A 24,487-nucleotide genomic window follows, 5' to 3' on the forward strand; every position below is an offset into this window, starting at 1 on the left:
GGTGAATCAGGACTGCGGCTTGATCACATTCGCGTTCTGATAGAGGGTCGCGACACGATCAGCCCCCAAATCGGTGCCCCACGTGCTCTTGTCGGTTGCGATCAGATACTTCGGGTCGCACTTGAACTCGGCAGCGGTGTCCGGGAATGACTGCGCATACGTTCCGCCAGTCAATCCCACCATCAACCCGCACGAAGCCGGCATGTTCTTGCCCGGATCGGTAGCGGCATGCAACCCACCGCCGGTCCAATCGTGGATCGACGACAGTTCGTTAACCATGCACTGACGCGTCAGATCAGATCCGCACTTATCCGCCGCAGTGGCCCAGAGCAGGAACGACGAAGCCGACTGCATACCGAGCAGCGCAATCTTTCCGTTCTCTTCCGAAACGAGGTCGACGTACTTCTGGACCGCCGGAACCTTGTCCGCATTCTCGATCAACGGGAAGATCGAACCCGCGCTGAGGTTGTCGAGCAGTCCGGTGTCCTTGTTCCAGGCGGCAACTCCTGAGTCGTACCAGGTAGCCTCACCGGCGAAGATCGGATCGATACCAACCTGATCGAGCGACTTGATGAAATTCAGTTCTGCCGGCACCGGCGAACGAGAAGTCCACAAACCCTTGACACCACAGGCTTTGAACTTCTCGGCAAACGGAAGGTAACTCGCCTCCCCCTCGTAGTTCAGGGTCACGCCGCAGTCCTTGAGCTTGAAGCCCGCAGCCTCAGCCATCGAGCGCACCTTGGTGGACGCCGTAATGATCGACGGAATTGTGCTGTTCACGATGTCGAAGTCGTTCAGCGTATCGGGGTGCATTTCTGCCATCTGGAACCATGCCGACGCGTTGGCGTAGTCGACGGGGAATGGGACACCCTGATAGGTCATCGGTCCGTTGGCGGCAACCGGCGACACCGTGAATCCGGGAACCGCAACCAAGTTGCAGGCCACACGGGTCTGCTCCGACGTCTGGTCCATCGCAAATCCGTGGCCGACCATCATGAACTGGCTGCCGCAGGCTTCCTGCATAACCGAGTTCGCCTGCATGAGCGCTGCATCGTAATCGGTACCGACAACCTTGCGACCGTTGATGCCGCCCTGATCGTTGCACCACGAGATGAGCGCACTGACCGCGTCACTCATCTCCTTGTTCAGCCCCGGAGCTTGCGCGTACCCGCGATCGTCCCCGAAACCGATCTTGATCTCGGTGTCACTGACACCCTGATCCGTCGCGCCCTTCGCATCCCCGTCGCCGCACGGCGAATCCAGGGTTCCGAACTTCGCATCGGAACTGCTCGACGCAGCATCGGCTGTTGCAGCTGATCCACCACTCGATGTAGCCGACGGGTCGTCGCCGCGATCCGACGAACAGGCAGACGCCAGGACGGCGGTCACAGCAAGTGCCACAACCAACTTCGTCGTCTTGTTGGGTTTCACGATATCGCTCTCCTCATTGTCGACTCGACCCGGCGATATCCGGACAGCGAGTCAGCTTCGGTATGCAGTTCGGCGAGCGTAAACGCGTCACACTGCGCAAATTCGCTAGTCTCCCGACTATCGGGAGACCTAAGTGCGCCACATCACATCTATGGGACTGGTGTGACGCAGACTCCCCTGAGGCTTGCGCCCCGACAGGACGCCGCGCGGACTCGTATCCCGACTCGCAAATATGTATCCTGTACTGGATCCAATTATGATCATCTGTTGCTGCTGGTCAGCGCACAGAAACCAATGCCGGAGGACCTCCTATGCACCCATCCCATGAACCCGTACGTTTCGCAGTTGAAGGCTCGGTCGCGAGAATCACGCTCGACAACCCCTCCAGAAAGAACGCCATCACTCTGGATATGGCTGCATCCATCGTCGAGTTCTGCGATCGAATCGAGAAAGACAGCTCGATCGGTGCCGTCCTGGTAGGTGCTGAAGGCCCGTACTTCTGCAGCGGCGCCGACACACGAGATTTGGCAGCATCATCCGCAGATCCCGCATCTGCGGAAGCCGTCCGACGGACCTCGGCGGTCTACGAGAGCTTTGTACGCGTGGGATCGCTGCCTGTACCGACCGTGTCGATGGTCGTGGGCGGCGCAGTTGGCGCCGGCCTCAACCTGGCAATGGCCACAGATATGATGCTGGTAACTCCGGATGCCGTGCTGGACAGCGGGTTTCTCGCCCGGCACATCCATCCCGGCGGCGGCCATTTGTCACTGTTGGGACGTGCACTCAGCACATCCGAAACCATCGCGATGGCCGGACTAGGCATCGCGCTCTCAGGCACCGACGCCGTACGCCGGGGACTTGCATACGCGTGCACCGATGCCGACGATATGGATGCTGAAGCCGCACAACTTGTTCGGCACGCAGCCGCCGACCCGGAACTCGCCAGGGCAATCAAGAACAGCATCCGATTGGAACTCGGTCCCCCCGCGGTCTCCTGGGCCTCAGCGCTCGAGATCGAAAGAGGCGTACAAATGTGGTCGATGGGACGCAAGGGCGACGCCGGGTGGAAGAACAAGCCCGCAAAGCCGACTCCAGTCAACTAGGCCTTACACAGAGAAAAGACGGACGACGCGAACCATACGAAGGTCACGTCGTCCGTCTGCAGCTCAGTCGATTGCTGCGCAAAGGCGCAATCGAGTGCGCTGCTGTCTATCCCACCGTGCTACGAGCCGACGCCACCAACTTCTTGATCGGCACGTCGACATCGGACAGATCATCCGGAGACAGTTCCATACGAGAACTCAACGCAGACTTCAACGTGAGAAAATCTGCCGGGGAATTCACACATTCGGCGGCAATCAACGTGCGCTCACGGAAGTACAGCGACGTAAGCCGATGTGGGCGAGCCGGATCCGTGCGAGTAACGGTCTGGTCGTAACCTTCGATCAGACCGGTGATCTGAAGTTTATACTTCCCTTGATCAGACCAGAACCACGGTAAACCCCGTAGCGACGACGGCTTCCCCGCAATGGTTCTTGCTGCAACAGTTGCCTGTTCAACGGCGTTGTCGACCGATTCGAGCCGAACACGATCACCCAGGCCCGGTCGCGTCATCGGATTGGGTTGATTTGCGCAATCACCTATTGCGATTGTCGATCCGTCGGATGCCACGCAATGCTCGTCCACGAGAATGCCGTTGTCACAATCGAGCCCGATTGCGGTACCGAGTTCATCACGCGGAAGTACGCCTACCCCGATAAGGACAAGATCCGCCGGGAGCCTCTGCCCACTACCGAGCATCACGCCGATCACGTCGCTCGATGTCGACACCAAAATCTCGGTGAGGACAGTTTCGAGTAGAACGGAAATGCCGGCCGTGCGATGTGCGTCGAGCAAGAAGGCTGAGGTGTGCGGGCCGAGTGCCCTACCCATCAGTTGCCTCCCTACCTCGACGACGGTGACCTTCTTACCCATCGCTTGTGCAGTCGCAGCAGCTTCGAGCCCGACAAAACCGCCTCCGATGACAACAACGTGCTGTGCGCGCGCCAGTTGCTCACGCACATGCAGCGCGTGCTCGACGTCGCGCAGATACACCACACCCCGCGTCCCGGGATCAGCGCCGGGAATGGCAAGCCGGCGAGGTCGGGCTCCGGTGGACAGCACCAACTGTTCGAATTCGTAGCGTGCCCCCAGTCGGGTAACGACGCTTCCAGAACCGTCCCCATTCATATCGATTTCGACTACTCGTTCACCGAGGACCAGATCAATTGTGTTCTCGGAATAGAACTCCCGATTTCGCAACATCAAGTCGGCAACAGATACCTCACCTGCCAGAAACGCCTTGGACAGTGGCGGTCGATGATAAGGATCCTGAAGCTCCGCGCCGACGATGCGAATCGGATGAGCGTAGCCTTCAACCCGCAGACTGCTCGCCAGTTGTACGCCGGCCTGGGATGCTCCGACAATGAGAGTGCCGGGATGGGAGCTGTTCACGATCCTCCGTCTTGCCCGTCGGGCGTCTGCCGATTGATGCTCGGACTGATCCCCAACGCTACTAGATAGATGTTTTCTGTCAACTAAATTCCAGCCCCGAACCCGCCACGTCAATTGGTACCGGACACCTGTTCCCGAACCTTGTCGACCCGATCTTGCCAGTTGTCGAGCCACTCGGGATGAGGGAAGATATGCGTCTTCTCCTCCGCCATTGCCCGGACGACCAGGTCGGCAACTTCTTCGGTCGAAATGCCTTCCTGCTCGATCGCCGCATTCACGGATTCCCGCAAGTTTTCGAGTTCCGGATCGGCCAGTGCCCTCGGAACGTGACTGGCGGGCGCATTGCGCTCATCATGTCGTATAGCTGTTGACGTATATGCCGGACACAGTGCTGCCACCCGGACATTCGGATGCTCGGTGGCAAATTCGTTGGACAGACTCTCCGACAGCGCCACTACAGCGGCCTTGGCAACCTTGTACGGGGCTTGATACGGACCAGTCAGGAAGCCCGCCATCGAAGCGGTATTGATGATGTAGGCACTGTCCTGTTCCGCCAAAATCGGCAGGAAGATCCTGCATCCGTGAATAGCGCCCCACATAGTCACTCCGATGGTCCACTCCCACGTTGCCGCGCTTGTGGTCGAAAACCGTTGCATACCTCCGACACCGGCGTTGTTGCACAGTACGTGGACTGCACCGAAACGATCGACCGAGGCATGAGCAAGCGCCTCGACGGAGGCAGCATCAGCCACATCGGTGCGCACTGCAAGGACCTCGCCGATCGTCGACAGCTCTTTCTCCGCGCGGGCGAGATCACCCGAATCGTTGTCTGCGACGACTACTTTCATCCCTTCCTTCAAGAAGCGACGAGCCAAGCCGAGCCCGATTCCATTTGCGCCACCGGTGACGACTGCTACACGGCCCTGAAGATCTCTCATCAGTTCTGAACCCCTGCGGCATCCCGTGCTGCGATGTAACCGAACACCAATCCTTGCCCGATAGTTGCGCCGGCGCCCGGATACGTGTCTCCGAAGGCATTGGCTGCGGTATTGCCGATCGCGTACAGGCCCTCGATCTCGCTGCCGTCCTCCCGACGTACCCGTCCCTTGGCGTCGGCCCGAATTCCGCCACAGGTACCCAGGTCGCTGAGAACCATCTTGACGGCGTACAGCGGGCCATCGGCGAGAGGACGCAGATTGGGGTTCGGCGAAATCGTCGGATCGCCGTAATAACGGTCGTATGCGCTGTTTCCACGATGGAAGTCGGGATCCATACCGGTCCGGGCAGACTCGTTGAAGCTCTCGAAGGTCTCGACAAAGCTATCGACGGGAACGCCTATCATCCGGCTCAGATCTTCCGGATTTGAAGCCTTGTAGGCGATTCCGGCGTCATACCACGACTCCGGAAGGGGTTGGCGCGGGAAAAGACCGGCCGCGAAGAGGTAACTGTTGCGGTAGCGCTGATCGAATACGATCCACATCGACTCGACCGGATCTCCGGCACGCTCACGACCCAGTACTCGTTGACCGAACGACATGTAGTCCTCGGACTCGTTCGTGAATCGGCGGCCCGTCTGATCGACGATGAACGAACCCGGCAAGGAGCGCTCGGCCAGCATGACTGCAGGTTGAGCACTAGGCAACGGTGCCACTGCCGGGAACCACCAAGCCTGGTCCATCAGGTCGATGTCCGCGCCGAGATCCTGTGCAATCCGGATCGCGTCGCCCGTATTCTGGTCGGAACCCAGGCTCGCATGCTCGGCTAGACTCTCGGACTGGAACTTTCGGCGCATATCCATATCATGATCGAATCCACCGGCAGCAAGGATCACACCGCGTCGGGCCGTAACCGTCACTTCGCGCCCGTTCTGCTCGACTACAGCGCCAGTCACACGGCCGTTCGTGTCCACCAGTCGCACGAGCGCCGTCTCGGTCCATACCGGAATTTGTGCATCGAGGATGCCTGCGAACAAGCCCGCGGCCAAAGCCTGTCCCCCAGCGATGTATTCGCGCCCCAGAGCTAGACCGCCAAGCCCAACAGCAAGCCTACGGAAGATGCGCGGCAATGCCTTGGCCGGCATCTTTGCCATCAGGTTCATCCACTTGTAGTCCGCGCCGGTGACTGGCATCGGCAGCGACGCCTCCATCAGTCCGGGTCGCAGGCGCTTGCGCTCGGAACCGAGAACCGATGCGTCGAACGGCAAGCACTCGCAGGTGCGGCCCGCTGAGGATCCACCCGGTTCCTCTGGATGGTAGTCGGAGTAGCCCTCCGCCCAGAAGAACTTCAGCGGAGTTGTCCGAAGCAGCATATCCATCGTGTCGGACGCATGGTCGAGGAAGCTCTCACCGCGATCTGCCGGCGCCGAATCGCGTACAACGGATCGGACGTATTCGCCGGCCCTGGCACGGGAATCACCGGCTCCGGACTTTTCCAGAATTTTGTTGGCAGGCAACCAGAATGCACCTCCGGATCGTGCCGTCGACCCACCGACGTACTCGGTCTTCTCGATGACGAGGGTCGAGAGCCCAAGCTCATGTGCTGCGAGCGCAGCGGCCATACCTGTACCCGATCCCACTACGAGCAGATCCACAGTGATGTCATGCGCTGTCGTCGCGGCTGGTGCTGAACTGGTGGACATGGTGCTCCTTCGATCTTCGGCCGCCGTCGGCAAAATACAGACACCAGCTCGTCATGGTTGGGTTGACGCCGGCTCAGACAAGAGAGTTGGGTGGTCCGGCTGAATGAATCGGCAAGGATTCCCGGACGTCGCTTCCCGGATGTCCTTGCTAATCGCCTTATCGGCCTATTTCGTGGCGGATCGCGATGTGAAGGTGAAATTCTCCACATCGGGCTCACGCAGCATCGTCCAGTAGTCGACTAGTCGCCATGGACAAGGAACGATCGCTCGCCCCTTGCTGTTTCGGTAGTAACCCGTGACGTCCTTGCCAGGATGAGCCCACACCGTCTTGTCGAGTGCAGCATCAACCTTCTGGTTGTACTCCACCATTGCCTGGTTCTCGACGTCCATCGACGCGTAGTCGTTTTCTACGAGGTATTGCAAGCACTCGACCACATAATGCACATGCTCTTCGCTGGTGATATTGTGCCCCGCACCATGATTGGGCGCAGCATTTGGCCCGGCCGTGACAAAGAGGTTCGGGAACCCTGGCACTTGAATACCCAGATAGGCACGGGGGTCGTCACCGAACTCCCAAAGTTCGGCCAGCCGTTGACCTTCCCGCCCGGTGATGTCGATCAACGAAGCGTACTCGAGCTTGAAACCCGTTGCGAGAATAATGACGTCCGCAGCGATGAACTCTCCGTCCGTCGTTGTTACTCCGTCCGGGTGCACCTCGGCGAAACCTGCACGATGAAGGTTCACATTCTCGCGCCTGAGCGCCTGAAAAAACCCCGGATCTTTGACAATGCGTTTTGCATAGGGCCGAAAATCGGGAGTCAGCTTTTCAATCAGGTCCGGGCGATCGGGAAAGGATTCGTTCAGGTATCGCAGTGAGGTCTGCATGACGAGATCGTTCACGGGAGAGACAGACAAATGCGACTTCGCCCATTCGGGGTCGATCCTCGGTACCGGGTACAGATTGTCGGACGCAAGCCAATACGCTCTGAGTCGGAACCACTCCTGGTAATACGGCAAGTGCCGCATTGCCCAACGTTCCGCCTGCGGAACATCGTTGACCACAGTCTTTTCCGGAACAATCCAGTGTGGGGTACGAACGACCACGTCAAGTGTCTCGACCTTGTCCACGATGTTCGTCACCAATTGAACCGATGTGCACCCGGTTCCCAGAACGACCACACGACGCCCTTCGACGTCGATATCATCACTCCACTCCGCGGTGTGGACGAGCGTTCCCTCAAATGAATCCAAACCTGGAACATCCGGAATGTTCGGCGCGTTGAGGACACCGAGCGCCGTCACCAACGCTTGTGCTCGATGGTCTGTTATCTCACCGTCCGCAGATTGCGTTCGCACGTGCCACTTCTGCTCCCGCTCGACCCAGTCGGCCGACAGAACCTTCGTCGACAGTTCGATGTGACGGTTCAGATCGTATTTCTCTACGACACGTTCCAGATAAGCCAAGTATTCAGGCCCGGACGGGTAGTACTTCGACCAGTCGGGGTTGAGCTCGAACGAATAGGAGTAGTAGTGACTCGGGGTGTCCACTGCAGCGCCGGGATAGGTGTTCCGCGACCATGTTCCGCCGATCTCGTCGCGGGCTTCGAAGACACGGTATCGAAATCCTGCGTCGCCCAGTTTGACTGCTGCGTTGATCCCGATAATGCCGGCGCCGACGACTATGACGTCGAAATCCTCTGGCGGAGATTTTGTTACCGGTACACAGCGTTGACCGATACGGAAACCGGCCTGTTCGAACAACAACGGAATGAACTCCGCGTCAACGTCCGACGCGGTACACAGCGAGGCCATTCGCCGAAACAGAACCTCGTCCGGAACACCGAGTACTGCAGTTGATTCCGCTCGCAACAGCTGCGCGGCACGGGCTCGGATCTTCTCCGAAACACTGTCCGGAAAAGCCCCAAGAGGTAGTGCCGGAGTCCCACTGCCCGACGAATAGTGAACTCCGGTCGTGTTCTGGGCATTGGCCATATCTTTTCTGGCAGTATCCAGTTCGGCTGCAAACTCGTCGAGTAGGCCGAGGTCACCACTCACGTGCACCATGGACATCAGCAGCGCAGCCGGGTTACATACGGCAATCGCGGCCGCGAGTTGGGCAGCATCATCACCGTCGAGTTGTGTTCCTGCCCCGTCGGCAAAATCGGTCGCTGTCATTTTCAGCCCTTCGAAGGATCAATAGATTGCAAAGAGGTTCGCGCTGGAATAGAAACCCCCATGCGCTCCAGCATGATACGAGGATCTACAGGAGGGGTCAGGTCTCTGAGTTGATCAGCGCGTTGAGTGGCTGATCGCCGGCAAGCTTCGTCGTTCGAGAAGACCCAGAAATCTCCGCGGGCGATTGCTTCGGTCATGTGCTCTGCTGCCTCGACCGGATCGAGTCCGGTTGTTACGTTGTCACGTTGCATTGCGTCGAACACGGCATTCGCGATGGGATTGTTCGACGGTGCTTCGCGCTGCGCGGCTCGAAAGATCTCGCTCCGAATCGAATGCGGAACAACCGCCGAGACCTGGATTGGCGCACCTGTCAACGAAATATCTTGGTACAGACTCTCCGTCATCGCCAGCACTGCGAACTTACTCACGACATAGGGACCCTGCACGGCTACGCTGTTCAATCCCCCTACAGACGACAGATTGGCGATGCATGCGGGTGTGCCGACTGCCAACATGCGTGGCACAAAGGAACGGAGACAGTAGAAGACGCCGTCGACATTGATGTCCATCAAGCGCTTCCACCGTTCGACATCGACTTCCCAGAGAAGTCCAGCCGTTTCGACTCCGGCATTGTTGATGAGCAATTCCACACTTCCGAACCGCGAGAAAATGCTCTCGGCCATGTCCTCGACGGCGGCCGCGTCGGTGACGTCGATCCCGTAGCTCACTGCGGATCCCCCGGCCACGTTGATTCCTTCAGCAACCCAGGCGGCTTTGTCGGTGTCGATGTCTGCAATGACGACCGTCATACCCAGCTGTGCGAGGTGTAGAACGAACCCTTCGCCGATGCCCGCAGCTCCGCCTGTGACAACTGCTGTGCCGGAACCGAACCGACTTTGAGCTTCAGACATTTCTACTCCCTCTGATCAATGCATCCGAACCGAGATCGGTGGGATGAAGACTGGACTGCAGAAAGTCAATTGTTCGACCGAGCAGTTCTCTCGCCGGCTCGAGCGCCGCGGTCAGGGTCGCGAAACCGTGCATCATTCCGTCGTACCGCACCAACTCCACTCGCACCCCCGCCCGCATCAGACGTCGGGCGTACTCTTCCGTCGCATCTCGGGTCGGATCTATCTCCGCGGTGACAATGAGCGCGGACGGCAGTCCACTGACATCCTGCGCCAGGGCAGGATTCACGTACGGTGACCTTCGTTCGGCGTCTGTGCTGACATACTGCTCCCAGAACCATTCACAGTCTGCAGTCGTCAACATTTTTGTCGAATGCTCCGGGTTCGAAACTCTCATTTCTGCACCACCGTAGAAGCTCACCTGGGCGTCGGGCATCGGCAGTCCAAGATCGCGTAGCTGCTGCCCCAGCGTGAACACCAATGTTCCACCAGCACTTTCACCAGCTAGTGCCGTTCTCACCCCAGTGGTCTCACCGAGCTCGATTGGTGACGACTTGATCCAGCACCACACTTCTCGGCAATCGTCGAGCGCGGCCGGGTACGGATTCTCCGGCGCCAGACGATAGTCAACGGACACAACGACAACATTTGCTGCAATACTCAGTTTGCGGAGATACTCCTCGTTCTGATTCAGCCCACCCATCGTGAAGCCACCACTGTGCATCCATTGCACGACGGGAAGCCTCGGCTCCGCGGAGGGGCGGTAAATCCGAACGGGTATGTCTGCGCGTGAAGTCGAAACGATGACATCACGGGACTGATAAATGGGTGTTGTCGGCGGCACTGCAATCCGCCCGAGCACCGAACGTAACTCGGCGAGCGGGGTTCCACTCATCGACTGGGGAAATCGTGCGGCGGCAGCATCTACGAGGCTCTGCGCGGCGGGCGACAACGGCATAGTGCGAACCTCAACCTCAAACCGCGGAGCTACGCGCGTCGTGATGGGGCGACAACTCCGAGTACACAACCGACTCTCGGGTATCGAGAACAACTTCAAGACTCGCAAGTAGCACGGCGTCGCCGGCAACCTGGGCCGTCCAATGCGCCAGCCCGCTCGAAACAGCGTACGGTCGGCCGTCGACAATTTTGGTCACGAAGATATACGACGAGAATGCGATGGTATTGCCCGTCCTCGCCGTCACGAATATGTTATTGCTGTTGTGACGCAACGGATACGGGCTCGCATGGCGATGAGACTCCTGCCACGCCATCACTTCATCGGCGCCGCGCACGTCACAACGAATGAAGTCTTCGTATTCCGTTGCGCCGGTGTCACTTCTGCAACTGAAGGCAAAGTCGTCGACAATCACGGCACGTAGGGCATCCCGGTTCCACTCGTCGTAGTGAAACCACCAACTACCCACCAACTGGACCAGCTCACCGATTATGGTCCCTGCATTACCCCTGTCGGACGACACTTCGAACTCCTCACTCTGACGACTGACATTCCGTGACTTGGAAACGCCGTATACGTAGCGACGTTAGTGTGATGACGCTCTCGTCCGAAAGTATCTGTTCCATTCAGGCGACACATACGATGTGCCGCCCGAATTTACATGCCGGACGGGGAGATATTGGGGTTCGCCCATGCAGGCGGTTCACGGCGTGGCATAGATCCCTGCCCGTCCAATGTCTTGACATCGAGCTCGTTATGCCACGGAAAATGCAAACTGAACGCTACGAGCCCGGTCCGTTCATCGGCGGGAACAGTGCACATCGCGAGGACTGTCTCCACGAGGTATTCGACCGGTTCCGTCTCGTAACCCGTAGGAAGTAGTGCATCGGCGCCCGGCGTCGAGATAGCTGTCGACGGACCCACAACATTGACCGCTATGTTGTCGTCGAGCAGTTCCGCTGCGAGGCCCTGAGTCATGCGATGCAGGGCGGCTTTGGTTGCCGCATAGATCACGTCACCCGAGGTCTTGTTGTACTCGCGGAACGGCCTGATCGGGCTCAGCCCTGTCGACGATCCGATATTCACGATCCATCCCGCGCCGCGGGAACGCATATGCGGGATTGCAGCTTGTGCCAGCACGAATGGCGCACGAATGTAGTGCTCGATAGTTCGGTCGAACGTCTCGAGAGACATCTTCTCGACGGTCGAATAGTCGGCAAACCCAGCGTTGTTGACCAGGATGTCGATTCCACCCGTGGCCTCGACAACCCGTTCGATCAGGGTGCCGCGTGCATCGCTATCTTCAAGATCGGCCGGAATAGCCAGCGCGCTACCACCATTCGCCTCGATCATCGCGACGGTCTCGGCAAGCGAGCCTTCGACTACAACACTCTCCCCGCCTCGAATCGCCGAAGTCGGGCCCGCCGACCGTGCTGTAACCACCACGGTTGCGCCCTCGGCCGCCAGTCGGCGAGCAATCGCACGTCCGATGCCGCGACTACTTCCGGTGACCAGTGCGGTCTTGCCCGTCAATGTGTTTGTCATGTAATTCTCCGGCTTGTAGGTTTCGAGGTTGCGTGCGGTCAGTATGAACAAATCCGGCGCACCACACAGAATGATGCGTGGTGGGAAGTCGAATTGGTTGCTGCTCTCCCGCATAACGGGAGACGATGTTGACCCACTCCCGCGTAGCGGGAGACGAAGTTGACCACACTGGCCACCGATGGACTAATACGAGTGATCAGCCTCACTGCGAGGCCAACTTTTCCCGCGCGTACGCGGATCAGCTCTCTCAAATCATCTCCTACAGCGAGGTATTCATGAGTATCGGTACACGTTTTGCCTTTACGAAGGTTTTCGCGAATGACGTGACGTCACTAGCAGACTTCTACGTGGCGACACTCGGATTGACGATCAAGGCCCGACTCGACATCGGAGAGGGCAAGGACGCAATCGAGGAAATCATCCTGACGAGCGGTCGAGACCACGACTCCAGCTTGATTCTCTGGCGATATCTGGAGCGCGCAACGCCTGCCCCTGGTGAGGCCGTGCTGGGTTTCAACGTACCGGATATCGAAGAGACGCTTCGACTGGCGGAACTGGCCGGCGGTTCGGTGTCCGAACCGCCAAAGGAATACACCGAAATGCGAGCCATCGTCGCTTTCGTCCTTGACCCCGAAGGACATCTGCTCGAGATCGTCCAGAATTTCTAGAAGTCGAAATCCATGGCCTGGATCCAGCAGTAACAACGCTCGGCGGAAGGTGAAGTCCGATGGTGAAGAGCCGGAACGTAAGTCGGTATCTGGCCAAGCTGGCAGCAGTGCTGCTGTTGGTGAGCTTGGCGACATTTCTACTCCTGGAGTTGATTCCGGGAGATCCGATCGATGCTTTGCTTCCGGACGGGGCCACAGAGGAGATGCGGGCCGCGGCGAACGAACGATTCGGTCTCGACGGACCGATGTTCCAGCGTTACTTCGAATGGCTCGGTAGTGCCTTACAAGGCGATCTCGGACGATCGATTCAATCGCAAATGCCTGTGGCCGATGCGATTGTCGATCGTCTACCCGTCACTCTGGAACTTGCCTTCGTGTCGATTCTGCTCGCACTCCTGATCGCGGTTCCTGTGGGCGTGTATTCGGCGTACCGACCCGGTGGTCTCGTCGACAGGATCACAACATTGATCTGCGCTGTGACACTGTCGATTCCGAGCTTTCTCCTGGGGGTGCTGCTGGTTTTCGTTTTTGCAGTCACCCTGGGCGCACTTCCTGTTACCGGATGGACTCCTCTGTCCGAGGGCCTGATACCCCACCTGCGCAGCTTGGCTCTTCCCGTAATAACGCTCGCCGCACTGGAGGCTGTCGGCTTCATTCGGTTGCTACGCAACGACATGATCGCGACACTTCAGCAGGATTTTGTCCTTTCTGCACGAGCACGCGGGCTTTCCGCTCCGCGGATTCTTTTGACCCACGCATTGCGTCCCTCCGCCTTCTCACTCCTGACAGTCATGGGAGTGACGCTCGGACGTCTGATCGGCGGGACCGTGATCGTGGAATCACTCTTCTCACTTCCGGGGCTGGGTTCTCTTGTGCTGACATCGATTACCGGCCGAGACCTGTTCATGATTCAAGGCATTGTTCTGGTCGTCGCCGTGGGCTACGTACTCATCAACGCACTGGTGGACCTCACCTATCCCTTGCTAGATCCGAGAGTGAGAACAACATGAGCGTAACTGGATCATCACGCGACTCCACGTCCGTCGATGTCTTGCCGCAGGTCTCCTTCGAAGCGCCGAACGGCCTGGAAGGTGACCCACACACGCTCCCCGTTGTGCCCGAAGAGGTCAAACGCCGTCGGCGCCGACGGCGAGACGTCGGCGCCGGGCTCGGCGCAGCATGGATGGTGATCATCGTTCTCGCCGCAGTTTTTGCGGACTTACTACCGCTTCCCGCATATGACCAGATCAGCAATGTGTACTCGCTACCCCCCTTTCGCGACATGGGGCACATTCTCGGCACTGATCAGCTCGGCCGAGATCAACTCAGCAGGGCGCTCTACGGAGCGCGGGTCTCCCTCGCCGTCGCAATCGGCGCAACGCTGTTGGCACTGACGGTCGGAACCATCGTGGGCCTTCTCTCCGGATACTTCCGGGGCGCAGTCGACACGATACTGGGCATCAGCACCGATGCGGTGCTTGCTTTTCCACCGCTCATCCTGCTGATCGCCCTGGTTGCGGTACAGGAACCAAGCGCGACCACGTTGGCTCTTGGACTCGGAGCGGTAGGCGCTCCTACCTTCGCCCGAATCGCGCGAGCCAACACAATTGCCTTCGCTTCCCGGGAATTCGTCACTGCAGCAAGGTCGATGGGTTGCACCGATCTGCGGATCATCATTCGGGAAATTCTGCCGAACGTGTTGCTGCCGGTGGTTTCGTTTGCCACCATCGTTGCAGCGGGTCTCGTTGTTGCCGAGGGGTCATTGAGCTTTCTGGGCTTGGGAATTCCACCGCCTACCCCGAGCTGGGGCGGCATGATCGCTGCAGGACGCGAAAGCCTTTACGAAACACCATTTCTGGTTCTCGTGCCAGGTGTCTTCTTCTTTCTGACGGTGTTTTCACTCAACCGAATCGGCGACTGGGCTCGCGGCCGTGTGGGTCGGGAGTCTTCGCTGTGACTCCCGGAAGCAGGCAGAATGCCATGACAACACTTGACTCAGTCGGCATCGCCGACGAGCCGACTCCGTCTATTCTCGAGGTGTCTGATCTCCGCGTGTGGTTCGATACGCCACGCGGCATGGTTCGTGCGGTCGACGGCGTCACTCTCGACGTACAAGCGGGCCGCACCCTTGGAGTGGTGGGCGAGTCGGGATCCGGAAAATCGGTGCTGTCGCGAGCTGTGATGAACATCCTCGCACCGAGCGCTGTCATTCAACCTCGATCGCGAATCGAGATCGAGGGCCGGGACACCGCCTCCCTGTCCAAGGCGCAGGCTCGTGATCTGTGGGGATCACGCGTTGCCATGGTTTTTCAGGACCCGATGACGTCATTGACGCCGGTCCTGACGATCGGGCATCAGCTGACCGAGACACTGCGACGTCATATGACGATGAGTAAGGCCGATGCCCTGACCCGGGCCGAGGAACTTCTCACCTGGGTCGGCATCCCTGACCCACGCAAGCGCTTGAAGCAATACCCGCACAACATGTCCGGTGGTATGAGGCAGCGTGTGGTCATCGCACTCGCACTGGCATGCTCACCTCGCTTGCTCATTGCCGACGAACCCACCACCGCGCTCGACGTGACGGTCCAGCACCAGGTTCTCAACCTGCTGGCGCGGCTTCAGAGTGAGAACGGCATGGCGATGATTCTCATCACTCACGATCTCGGTGTCGTGGCCGGCCGCACCGACGAGATAGCCGTGATGTATGCCGGGCGCATCGTCGAACAGGCTCCGACAAATGCCCTCTTCACGGAAATGCGTCACCCGTATACGCAGGCACTACTACGATCGATTCCGCGCGTCTCGGATCCGAGTCACACTCGCCTTCAAGCGATTCCCGGACGACCACCGTCCGTGATCGACCCGGCGCCTGGTTGCGCGTTTGCCGCCAGATGTCTCCATGCGCGGCCACGGTGCCTGGTCGAAACGCCGGCGCTGATGCCCACCAACGGGATCAACGATCGTCACCGGCATGCGTGTTTCTTTCCTGTCGGGACTCCATCCGGGGACCAGGCTCTCGCCGACAACGTGCGCGAAGGTCGTTCTGCAGCAGGTCTTCCCGTCGACGAAAGGAACGTGCTCTGACATGGCCGGTACTGGTACCGCACACTTGAGAGAAGCCGAGAATCCGGTGCTTCGAGTGCACAATCTTGTTGTCGAATACTCCACCGGAGGCGGCGAGAAGTTCGCGGCCGTAGCCGACATCAGTCTCGACATACTTCGCGGCGAAACCTTGGGTTTGGTGGGCGAATCCGGTTGCGGCAAATCCACAGTCGCAAAAGCGATCATGCAACTTCCCAGACCGACGTCCGGTGAAGTGTTATTCGACGGCCGTGACCTCACCGCGATGTCCGCTTCCGAGTTGCGCTCCGAGCGTCGCAAGCTGCAAATGATCTTTCAGGATCCTATTTCCTCACTCAACCCTCTGCGTCGCGTTCGGCATATCGTTGGCGAAGGCCTCGACGTAGCGGGTAAGGGCAGTCGAGCCGAACGGGCCGCGGCCGTCGACAACATGTTGTCGGTCGTCGGACTGGATCCGGAAGTCGCCGGAGATCGTCGTCCACATGAATTCTCCGGCGGTCAGTGCCAAAGGATTTCGATCGCGCGAGCCATTGTCGTCGAACCCGATCTGGTGGTGTGCGACGAGCCGGTATCCGCACTTGACGTCTCGGTACAGGCACAAATCCTGAACCTCCTCGAAGACATGAAGGAACGGTACGGATTGACCCTGCTGTTCATCGCCCACGACCTCGCGGTGGTGAAGAACGTCAGCGATCGAGTGGTGGTGATGTACCTGGGAAAGATCTGCGAGGTCGCTTCCCCGGACTCGCTGTATGCAGCACCTCGCCATCCGTACACCGAGGCTCTTCTCGCCGCAATTCCCGAACCCGACCCCATGGCGGCGCCGACGGGCGACGCACTTGTCGGTGAATTGCCGTCACCACACGATCCGCCCAGCGGATGTAGGTTTCGCACGCGATGCCCGAGGGCGGATTCGCTCTGTTCTGCAGAGGAACCCGTGATCCGCGAAGTTGCGCCGAACCATTTTGTCGCATGCCATTTTCCACTGTCCGAACCGAACGATAGGAAGCAGCCATGACTACAAGCACACGCCATCCCATGACACCAGCGGTGCCACCGCAATTCATCGAGGACATCTACACGCCCGACGAGACGGCAGTTCTCTTCGACATCGTCCGCAACAACGGACCGTGGCGGCTCATTGCAGCTCACCATTTCAAAAGCGCTGAGGAGTACCTCGCCGTCTCGGGGCCGAAGAATCGCGATCCTGATGTGAAGCTGGAGTTGTCCGATCTCCTGACACCGACCTTCCGCAGCTACTTCGGCGATCGGGGTGTGGCTTACGAGGACAAAGCACACGAACTTTACTTCAACAGGCGACTCCTCGACATGATCAAAGGCATCCACGGTGCCTCCTATGCAGTTCCGAGCAGCTATCTCTTCAACCTCCGCGCACCGGCACACAGCTACGACGCCGGTCACTTCGACGGCGCCAGCTGGCGCGGGGTCGACATGGGCAACGCACCTCTATGGTTGATCAGCGTCATGGCGAAGTCCGGACTGTTCGAGCGCTGGGAAATCAAGACCGGACAGGTTATCGCGTACTACTACAACTCCGACATCGATGGCGGTTTCACCTACTGGCCCGACGGCCCGGACCTCGCACCGAGTCGATTCGCCGCTCCGTTCTGGAACAGCGGACTTCTCACCAACAACGAGAAGATGTTCCATCGGGGTGAGGCGAGCGGTCCTCGCGACAAGCGGTCCATCTCCAAGCTCCAACTCGATTCCGTCATCGAAGGAGTCGGCACAGACGAATGGGTCATTCGCAACGGATCCGAAGAGATCGCCCGATATCACGATAGCGACATGCGCTTTCTATTCCACTACAGCGCAAATGTTTTCGATGATCTTACGGACGTCAAACGGTACCTCGATCACACCGACGATCTGACAGTCGAACAAGCCATCGGCATGCTGATCGACGACCTCGACGCCCGTGGCGTGTCGTACACGAGCCCATCGGATCCGCTCAACGACGCCGACTTCGTCGCGACACTCACGCACACGTACGCGATGGCGCCGTCGCACTACCCCGCAGAAGCTCCGCTGGACATCATGCGTAGCAAACACGGAAAAAAGTCCTAGTCACCGCCCCCACGGGCTCGATTCAAATCTCCCGCTACGCGAGACGATCATTTCTGCAAGGGTTTCGACCAGAAGTAGGTTAAAAGCATGGCAGGCGAGAAGGTATACGTGATAGACCGGATCATCACGGAACCGGGGTGCGGGAAGAAGTTCGTCGATGCGTACACAACCGAGTACGTACCAGCGGCGCAGCGCCGCGGCATGATCCTGAAAAATGTTCTCGTCAGTCCCCCTCTATGGGTCGAGGACGAGACCAACATCGTGACGATCAACTGGGCGGTGGAGGGCACGTCCGGCTGGTGGAATATGACACGCCAGGGTCGAGCCGATCCGGAGTCCAGCCAGTGGTGGGAACGGCATTCTGCGTTGATAGTCGAGCGCAGTCGCACAATGGCCGCTGAAGCAGCCGATATCGAAGGGCTCTCCGATGTATAACGTCACTCGAATCGTCCACGCTGCCGAGAATGCAACGACCGAGACGTGGGACGCCGCCGTGGCCTCTGTGACAGCGGCGGCCGAAGCGTCGGGTGCTACCCGCCAGATCGTATCGAGAACACTGCCGGGCGTGATCAACGGCGGCGATTTGATCGTCCACTTACAGTTCAGCGACGAACATTCGTGGGAAATGGCGAGCGGCGCCCTCGACGGCAGCTTCGAGCATCCCGCGATCGAGCGGTTCCACGGCGTTGAGTACCAGTCAGGAACCAGCGGACGGTCGGCGATCGACACCCGTAACAGTGTCTACCGAACGTTGCTCTTGCGAGTTGCGCCCGGCACCGAACCGAGCAGCATCGAGCATTTCGAAAGCGATTTGTTGCGGATGCCTGCGCTCGTCTCGTCGATCGGCGCATGGCGGCTGAGCCGTGTGACAACTGCCGTCGGTCCGACGCCGTGGACACATGTGTGGGAGCAGGAATTCACCGACCATGCCTCGTTGCTCGGACAGTACCTCGATCATCCGATTCATTGGGGTGTCGTAGACCGTTGGTTCGATCCGGAATGCACCGAGGTCATCGTCCGTGATCGGGTCTGCCACAGCTTCTGTGCGCTCGGCACACCAATCTTGCTCGGTACTTAGAACGCTGTCCGGTAGCGGTTAGGACATTGTCTGGAAGACGGAGACGTTGAAGCGGCGACCACTGAACATCACATCGCCTACGGAAGTCTCACCGACACCACATGGTGACTGATCGAACCGAAACTGCCGATCTCGCAAAGTCCGCGTGGTCACCCTTTCTGCAACAATCACCAGATCACGGAAGACGTCGTGTCGGTTCCGAATCGGAATCCAACAGCAGCCCACCAGGGGATCGGGGACACGATCTTGGCCGGCCTCGTGTGCCCACACCGACGCTCGAGCCACGTCCACTGGACCGTGTTGGTGGACTAGTCGACTTGTCGCGTCCACCAACACGGTACGAAGTCATTTGCGGCCCAAGCGGGCGAACCCACTGTGCACCCAACCGTACCGCGGGACCTCAGCACAAAGATTCCACAAAGATTCACCGACTCAGCGGCGGCAACGACGACCCCTGACCTTCTCACCGGACCGGTCAGACCGGAGACTCCCGCGTTTCCGCTGGCGATGAAGGAAATTGTCATGCCACGGACGGGCCAGGGTGGGGCGATACGCGCCCAAATGCGGAATCGGCGCCAAGGCTCAGTCTTAATCCAACCGAACTTATCTGCGATCTCGAGGCACCGAAGTGGCTACCGCAGAGCCTGATAATCGAAATGCAATCGATTCGGACGAGGCGCGGCCTCGACCAGTTCCGAGTCGATTCCAGGCAACCGCGTAGTCGAGGATCTTCTGCGCTCCCGCCAGCGGCAGGCGCTCACAACTCGGTACGTGGCTCTGAGCAGTATGTATCTGGATCAAGCATGTGTGGATCAGCAGACAGGTCCGGAACTCAACGCACGAATGTCCTGCATCGGGATCGCTCGCCGATGCAGGACATTTCGACGCGCTGCAGATGTATGTCCGAAGTCATTCCAGGAGAAACCTCAAGAAATACCAGAACTCCTCAGGAGCCTGAATGGCACCGAACCACCCAGGCTCCCTGCAACGCACAGACCGCTACAAACCTGTCATTTCTGCACCCACGCCAGTTCTGGACGGAACCAATACTGGTATGCCGGCTCCACACCGTGGACGGACGTAGGAGTGATCAGGGTGGACACAGAGGGACGCCAGAAGTGGTAGGCGGTTGTATCGATGATTTGTCTGATCGCCGTCTTGTAGGCCTCGTTCACGACAGTCGGGTCATTCGAAGAATGTGTCGTTTCCAATGCTTGATCGACGATCGGATCAGAGTAGCCGGCGGTGTTGCTCGAACCTTTCGTGTGGAACACCTTGTATAGGTTGTCCGGATGCGCACCACCCAGCGAATTGAGTATGAGATCGTAGTTGCCAGAGATCAATGCAGACGAAAAGCCGGCTCCGTCAAGTGGCTTGACCTCTAGCTTCAGACCATCCACCTGCTCGAGTTGAGCTTGCAGCAGCTCCGCCACCTGGGTCAGGCTGGGACTACCTGCTGTCGTGACATACGACAGCACAACATCGCCACCACCGTTACGGGCACGGTACTCGTCAATCAACTTCTGAGCACCTGCGACATCGTTGTCCGGCCATACGGCGGTCTCGTCGTGGAGCGGGTTTCCCTCCGGTATGAAGTGATCGGCCACCGCGTCATCGGGAAAGACCGCAGCCATGATCTGGTCATTGTCGATCAACTTGCCCACAGCTCTCCGAACCCCCGGATCAGCCAGTGCCCCGCGGCTGCTCAACCGGACACCCTGTCCACCAAGAAGATTCGTCGAGACAAGATCCATGCCCGCATTCTTCGCCCGGGAGGGGTACTTGGCGCCGCTGACCATCATCACGTTGACATCACCAGACTGGAGGGCATTGAAGCGCTGGTCATCGGCGGGGATTGTCTTGACCACGACGCGGTCGACATACGGCCGCGGCTGGTCCCAGTAGCCCGGGTTACGGTCGAGAACCATCTCGGTGCCTCGGGCCCAGGACGTCATCACGAAAGGACCTGCACCAACCGGGGAATTGCCGAAATCTGCACCCTTCTGCGTTATCGCGGTAGGTGACCCGACGAATGCCAGCGACTCGGTCAACATAAACGGAAGTTGATGATTAACTTCGGTTGCAGTCACTGTAAGCGTGGTTTCATCCACCACGCTCCACGAAATTGATTTGGCTGCAGCCATACTGGGTGAAAGCATCTTCGGATCCAGAATGCGCTGCCAATTGAAGGCAACAGCCTCGGCATTAAAGGGCGTTCCGTCGGTGAAGGTCAGACCGGGACGCAGCGCGAGAGTCCAAACTTTGCCATCCTCACTGGAAAAGGACTCTGCCATACCAGGCGAAACTTCACTAGACGCGATGTCGTAGTAGAGCAGTGCGCCGTAGACCGCCTGACACGGCGCCAATCCAATCCCATTGGCGCATGTAACAGGATCCACCGACTGCGCGTCCGAGTTGTAAGAGAAGGTGAGAGTGCCTCCACGCTGGGGCTCGCCTGCCTGACCACTCGGAGCTGCAGTCGAGTCGCTCGAGCACGACGACAGCAATAGGGTCAGTGCGGCGCCGGCACTCAGCGCCATGAGAATGCGAGATCGAGTTTTCAATCGGTAACTCCTCTGGTGATGATGCTGGGTTGATAGTTGTATGCGTCCTGAATTTCGAACCGAATGACCTCGGGGGCCTTGTCGAACCTGAACATTGGGCGCCAGGGGGATGATCGATCTCGGTAGCTTTTGTCCCTCATCTTCCCCGAGGCGCACCTCCACTGCGACAACAAAGACGAAGCGATTGACGTCATGCGATGCGAAGCTCTTTGTTACTCAGTAGAATAGAAGCCCAAGAGGAAGTAGACGACTGCATTGTCGGCATAACGATGAATGCTGTCATCCACTTTCGCGATTGTGCTTCCGCCCCATTAGGCGACGGACTTCTGTATTAGCTCATCCATCGAATGTTCAGGCAAGGCCTTCTCCCATGTGGCGGACAGCACTCATCCGTCGCCGGATGCAGGAATTCCAAATTCGCACGGTGGCAATGACATTTATCTACGCAATGGAATCACTCATCAGTTCGCGGACTCTCGTGAATCATCGCACTTCGACTGCCGACCGCAGGTGCCTCTTATCGAGATCTCAGCGGGCCTGCTATCTGCGAAGGCGCGCACAGGTCTGCAACGCAGCCGCATCCGCCACTCAGAAGACCGTACCTCGGCCATCTTCCCACGGGACGCGAGAGTCGAGAAGCACCTTGTCCAGAGCATTCCGAGCGATGATATAGCTGCTCGTGTCCATGACGTCGTCAAAGTTGTCGCGAAGCAACTCCATACTCAATTCGCCTTGCCCGGCCTGGAATCCGGTTGCAATACCCACAAAGACCCTTCGCATGTGATCGCCGCCGATAGCGAACATCTCGCCACTGACCGGAACATCGTCATGCACCAGGAAAGCTGCTGCCGCCGCTGCAGCTTCAGGCGGATAGTACTTGTCCATACCCGCCGAGATGGTGTCACCCATCAGCCCGGTCATGCGTGCCGCAGCAGTGGGCATTACGCAGTTGACTTTTATATTCTTGCCGCCGGCGGCTGCTCGATAAGCAAGGTTACGAGTGAGTCCCCACGTTGCGCCCTTGGCCGCTGGGTAACCAGCGGAGCTGTTCATCCCAAGAAATGCAGACGAGGAAACATTGAGAATTCTTCCGAAATCCCTATCCCACATATGTTTCCACGCCGCCTTGGTCACAAAGAAGGCGCCACCGGCCGCAACCATCAAATCGGCTACGTATTGTTCGTCGGTGTTCTCGTCGATAGGACCACGAGCCACTACTGCACCCGCATTGTTGACGACTACATCGACGTGGCCCCAGGTTGCCAATGCTTGGGCGATGATCGCACTACCTCCGGAACCTGTTGCGACGGAATCGAAGTTGGCTTCGGCAAACCCACCGGCATTAACAATTTCCGCCGCGGTTTTCTTCGCCGGACTCTCGTCTGCGCCGCCGCCGTGAATGCTCCCTCCCAGATCGTTCACCAGAACTTTCGCTCCCCGCTCAGCGAGAGCCAGTGCATACGCACGCCCCAGGCCGTTTCCTGCACCCGTTACTACAGCAACCTTTTCATCGAATCTCATCTCGACCACTGTTCACGCCCTCGTTAGTTCCGATACGTCAAGGCACCAGTGTCACTGGGCTGATCAACGGCGATTCGCTCGGAATCGGCGACGGTAAATCCTGGGGTACGAGGACACATCGTGTACCGGTAAAGATAGTTGTCATGCATTTGTTGTTGTGATTGCAGAGCGAACGAACCGCTGAGTCGGCCGCGATTCGGTTGATCAGGTCCGGCTCCCGTAGCAGCGCACGTCCCATCGCGACAAACTCGAAACCTTCCGACATCGCGCGATCCATGGTCTGCTTGTTCGTCACGCCGCCGAGAAGAATCATCGGCATGTCGACAGCTGACCGGATCTGTAGAGCATCATCGAGTAGGTACCCGTCGTAATAGGGGTACTCGCGAAGGACATGCTTGCCGACAAGCTTGATTCCCGATCGAACAGGTTCGGGCACAGCAGCAGCGAACTCCGTGATCGGGGAATCCCCCTTGAACAAGTACATAGGATTGAGCAGCGAACTTCCCGCAGTCATCTCCAGAGCGTCGACAGTGCCCGACTGCTCGATCCACTGCGCGACCTGGCATGCTTCGTCGATCCAAAAGCCGCCAGGGACACCGTCATCCATATTCAATTTGGTGATGATGCCCAGGCGATCCTGTGCTGCCTCACGGACCTCGCGAAGGATCTCGAGCGCCAGTCGGGCTCGATTCTGCAGTGAGCCACCGTATTTGTCTTCACGCCGGTTCAGTTTCGGACTGAGGAAGGAACTTGCCAGATAATTGTGCCCGAGATGCACCTCGACAGCGTCGAATCCCGCGTCGATCGCCATTCGCGCAGCATTTCCGTGCGCCTTCACCACTCTTGTGATGTCTTCTCGTGTAGCTGGGCCGACAGCGCGAAAGAACTGCTTGTTGAAATGCCGGCTCGGGGCGATGGGTCGAGTGCCAGTCGACTTCCCGTTATTGACCGGCCCCGAGTGTCCTATCTGAGCCGAGATCGCCGCGCCCGCATCGTGAACCGCATCGGTCAGCTTGCGGAGACCTGGCATAGCCTCGTCGCGCCAAACAATCTGATGGCCGTCGGTGCGTCCATCAGGTGCCACGGCGCAGTAGGCAACGGTCGTCATGGCAACACCGCCACGGGCATGTGCGACGTGGAAGTCGATCAACGGGTCGGTAACCAGACCGTCGCGAGCCATATTCTCGTAAGTGGCTGCCTTGATAGTGCGATTACGCAGGCGAACCGGGCCAAGCTTCGCCGGCGAGAAAATATCGGGTCCATCAGATCGAGTCATGTCTTCTCTCATCGTCCAATCACTTGCCGACGGAAATAGGTTCAGGTAGAGAAAAAGCCCCGT

21 protein-coding genes are annotated in these 24,487 nt (G+C 58.6%); 9 read left to right on the forward strand and 12 right to left on the reverse strand.

From position 1 onward, the window contains the following. Positions 1–6: 6 nt before the first annotated feature. Positions 7–1,431 (reverse strand): ABC transporter substrate-binding protein, encoded by a 1,425-nt coding sequence (locus C7T36_RS10550; protein WP_045065192.1) that lies wholly within the window; start codon positions 1,429–1,431, stop codon positions 7–9. 311 nt (positions 1,432–1,742) lie between these two features. Between C7T36_RS10550 and C7T36_RS10555 the strand changes: the two genes are divergently transcribed. Then, a complete protein-coding gene (locus C7T36_RS10555; protein WP_045065194.1) occupies positions 1,743–2,534 on the forward strand; it encodes an enoyl-CoA hydratase-related protein in 792 nt (263 codons plus the stop codon). Positions 2,535–2,640: 106 nt separating this feature from the next. Here the strand turns inward: C7T36_RS10555 and C7T36_RS10560 are convergent, their stop codons facing one another. From C7T36_RS10560 to C7T36_RS10595, 8 genes are all read right to left on the reverse strand, one after another. After that, positions 2,641–3,924, reverse strand: a complete 1,284-nt coding sequence (locus C7T36_RS10560; RefSeq protein WP_233364118.1) for an NAD(P)/FAD-dependent oxidoreductase — start codon at positions 3,922–3,924, stop codon at positions 2,641–2,643. A gap of 110 nt (positions 3,925–4,034) precedes the next feature. After that, on the reverse strand, positions 4,035–4,862 hold the full coding sequence (locus C7T36_RS10565) for an SDR family NAD(P)-dependent oxidoreductase (RefSeq protein ID WP_052683379.1): 828 nt from the start codon (positions 4,860–4,862) through the stop codon (positions 4,035–4,037). Then, positions 4,862–6,562, reverse strand: coding sequence for a 3-ketosteroid-delta-1-dehydrogenase (locus tag C7T36_RS10570; protein ID WP_045065198.1), 1,701 nt, complete (start codon positions 6,560–6,562; stop codon positions 4,862–4,864). Before C7T36_RS10570 ends, C7T36_RS10565 begins: the two co-directional genes overlap by 1 nt. A gap of 165 nt (positions 6,563–6,727) precedes the next feature. Further along, entirely contained in the window at positions 6,728–8,737 is a 2,010-nt protein-coding gene (locus C7T36_RS10575) for an NAD(P)/FAD-dependent oxidoreductase (protein WP_045065201.1), read from the reverse strand. A 2-nt stretch (positions 8,738–8,739) separates the two neighbouring features. Then, positions 8,740–9,648 carry an SDR family NAD(P)-dependent oxidoreductase gene (locus C7T36_RS10580; protein ID WP_045065203.1) on the reverse strand — a complete coding sequence of 303 codons (909 nt, stop codon included), beginning with the start codon at positions 9,646–9,648 and terminating at the stop codon, positions 8,740–8,742. Further along, complete coding sequence (locus C7T36_RS10585) at positions 9,641–10,603, reverse strand: alpha/beta hydrolase (protein WP_045065204.1); 963 nt, start codon at positions 10,601–10,603, stop codon at positions 9,641–9,643. Before C7T36_RS10585 ends, C7T36_RS10580 begins: the two co-directional genes overlap by 8 nt. A 16-nt stretch (positions 10,604–10,619) precedes the next feature. After that, entirely contained in the window at positions 10,620–11,123 is a 504-nt protein-coding gene (locus C7T36_RS10590; RefSeq protein WP_045065207.1) for a hypothetical protein, read from the reverse strand. 134 nt (positions 11,124–11,257) lie between these two features. After that, complete coding sequence (locus tag C7T36_RS10595; RefSeq protein ID WP_045066733.1) at positions 11,258–12,145, reverse strand: SDR family NAD(P)-dependent oxidoreductase; 888 nt, start codon at positions 12,143–12,145, stop codon at positions 11,258–11,260. 275 nt (positions 12,146–12,420) lie between these two features. On the opposite strand from C7T36_RS10595, the gene C7T36_RS10600 reads away from it, so the two are divergent. From C7T36_RS10600 to C7T36_RS10635, 8 genes are all read left to right on the forward strand, one after another. Next, complete coding sequence (locus C7T36_RS10600) at positions 12,421–12,813, forward strand: VOC family protein (RefSeq protein ID WP_045065208.1); 393 nt, start codon at positions 12,421–12,423, stop codon at positions 12,811–12,813. Between the two features lie 59 nt (positions 12,814–12,872). Further along, positions 12,873–13,823, forward strand: coding sequence for an ABC transporter permease (locus tag C7T36_RS10605; RefSeq protein WP_045065210.1), 951 nt, complete (start codon positions 12,873–12,875; stop codon positions 13,821–13,823). Then, the gene (locus C7T36_RS10610; RefSeq protein ID WP_052683381.1) at positions 13,820–14,770 is read left to right on the forward strand and encodes an ABC transporter permease; all 951 of its coding nucleotides are present in this window, start codon (positions 13,820–13,822) and stop codon (positions 14,768–14,770) included. The genes C7T36_RS10605 and C7T36_RS10610 overlap by 4 nt, the downstream gene beginning before the upstream one ends. A 23-nt stretch (positions 14,771–14,793) precedes the next feature. Continuing rightward, positions 14,794–15,900: an ABC transporter ATP-binding protein gene (locus tag C7T36_RS10615; protein WP_045065212.1), complete on the forward strand. Its 1,107-nt coding sequence runs from the start codon at positions 14,794–14,796 to the stop codon at positions 15,898–15,900. A gap of 1 nt (position 15,901) precedes the next feature. Next, the gene (locus tag C7T36_RS10620; protein WP_045065214.1) at positions 15,902–16,915 is read left to right on the forward strand and encodes an ABC transporter ATP-binding protein; all 1,014 of its coding nucleotides are present in this window, start codon (positions 15,902–15,904) and stop codon (positions 16,913–16,915) included. After that, the gene (locus tag C7T36_RS10625; RefSeq protein WP_045065216.1) at positions 16,912–17,985 is read left to right on the forward strand and encodes a hypothetical protein; all 1,074 of its coding nucleotides are present in this window, start codon (positions 16,912–16,914) and stop codon (positions 17,983–17,985) included. The genes C7T36_RS10620 and C7T36_RS10625 overlap by 4 nt, the downstream gene beginning before the upstream one ends. Before the next feature lie 87 nt (positions 17,986–18,072). Next, complete coding sequence (locus tag C7T36_RS10630) at positions 18,073–18,420, forward strand: hypothetical protein (RefSeq protein WP_045065218.1); 348 nt, start codon at positions 18,073–18,075, stop codon at positions 18,418–18,420. Continuing rightward, entirely contained in the window at positions 18,413–19,063 is a 651-nt protein-coding gene (locus C7T36_RS10635; protein ID WP_045065220.1) for a Dabb family protein, read from the forward strand. The genes C7T36_RS10630 and C7T36_RS10635 overlap by 8 nt, the downstream gene beginning before the upstream one ends. A 1,010-nt stretch (positions 19,064–20,073) precedes the next feature. On the opposite strand, the gene C7T36_RS10645 is transcribed toward C7T36_RS10635, so the two are convergent. The 3 genes from C7T36_RS10645 to C7T36_RS10655 form a co-directional block, all read right to left on the reverse strand. Further along, complete coding sequence (locus C7T36_RS10645; protein ID WP_233365387.1) at positions 20,074–21,462, reverse strand: ABC transporter substrate-binding protein; 1,389 nt, start codon at positions 21,460–21,462, stop codon at positions 20,074–20,076. 753 nt (positions 21,463–22,215) lie between these two features. Then, positions 22,216–23,148: an SDR family NAD(P)-dependent oxidoreductase gene (locus C7T36_RS10650; protein ID WP_045066735.1), complete on the reverse strand. Its 933-nt coding sequence runs from the start codon at positions 23,146–23,148 to the stop codon at positions 22,216–22,218. A gap of 37 nt (positions 23,149–23,185) precedes the next feature. Next, on the reverse strand, positions 23,186–24,424 hold the full coding sequence (locus tag C7T36_RS10655; protein ID WP_045065226.1) for an NADH:flavin oxidoreductase: 1,239 nt from the start codon (positions 24,422–24,424) through the stop codon (positions 23,186–23,188). Between the last annotated feature and the right edge of the window lie 63 nt (positions 24,425–24,487).

Origin of the sequence: Rhodococcus sp. AD45-ID, assembly GCF_003023755.1 — a bacterium.
Lineage (GTDB): Bacteria > Actinomycetota > Actinomycetes > Mycobacteriales > Mycobacteriaceae > Rhodococcus_F > Rhodococcus_F globerula.